Source organism: Vibrio genomosp. F10 str. 9ZD137 (assembly GCF_049974785.1).
In the GTDB taxonomy this organism is placed as follows: domain Bacteria; phylum Pseudomonadota; class Gammaproteobacteria; order Enterobacterales; family Vibrionaceae; genus Vibrio.
The window spans coordinates 1-1,054 of the sequence record NZ_JBNGCJ010000722.1 but is presented as its reverse complement, the minus strand read 5'-3'; the positions used below and the strand labels follow the sequence as shown (position 1 = coordinate 1,054).

The window sequence follows — 1,054 nt, the reverse complement described above, 5'->3', positions numbered from 1 at the left end:
AGGGTGAACCGTTATTTACTACGACTGGTATAAAATGCTGCTAAAAAAAGCGAGCCACATAGGCTCGCTGTTCCAGTTTTATTCATGGTGATTGCTAGAACGCTAGAACGCTAGAACGCTAGAGTGTTTGAGTTAACTCGAAGTAACGTCCGCGCTGCTCTAATAACGTTTGATGACTGCCCACTTCGACGATTTCTCCCTGTTCAACTAAACAAACTCTATCCATCTTATGTAAATTAACCAGCCTATGGGTAACAAACAGCACCGTCTTATAAACAAAGTGCGATTCAAGTAAATCCATTATTTGTTGTTCTGTTTGCTTATCTAGTCCTTCGGTTGGTTCATCCAGTAGTAGAATGGGTGCATTATGTAAAATAGCACGAGCGATACCGATTCGACGTTTCTCACCACCAGAAAGTTGTCGCCCACCGTCACCGAGCCAAGCATCCAGCCCTAAGTCTTCCAATAGCTTATCTAACTGTACTTGGTTTAGTACGTTCGACAGAGTGTCATCATGGGCGGATGGATTGGCCATGAGAAGATTGTCTCGAAGTGTGCCATTCAGGATATCGACTCGCTGACTGACTACCGAAACAGAAGATCGTAATTGGCTTTCGTTCCATTGAGTGAGGGGGAGCCCAGCGATAGAAATACGGCCTTGCTTAGGATCCCAGTAGCGATTTAGCAGCTGTAGCAAGGTAGATTTACCGGAGCCTGTTTGGCCGACAATTGCGATTCGCTCATTACTTGCGATATCGAGATTGATGTTATTCAACACCAATTGCTCACTACCTGGGTATTGAAAGCTGATCGATTGAAACTGAATAGAGTAGGCATCGGAGAGTACCTGTTTTTCTGAGGAAAAGACAACGTCAGGCTCAGAGAGTGTCACTTCATTAAGACGTCTTGCCGAGGTGAGTGTTTGACCTAAGTGCTGAAACGCTCCCGCTATAGGCATAAGTAGCTCAAAGCTTGCCATTGTGGCAAACGCGACCAATGCAATGAATGGGTCGGGTGGATTGCCTCCTACACCATCCGCCGATAGCCAGACGAC

The 1,054-nt window shown here is 45.8% G+C and carries 1 protein-coding gene; it reads right to left on the bottom strand.

Annotated features, from left to right (window positions below):
- Positions 1-118: 118 nt before the first annotated feature.
- Positions 119-1,054, bottom strand: a 936-nt coding sequence (locus tag ACP45E_RS17205) for an ATP-binding cassette domain-containing protein (protein WP_141707388.1), incomplete at its 5' end; no start/stop codon positions are given.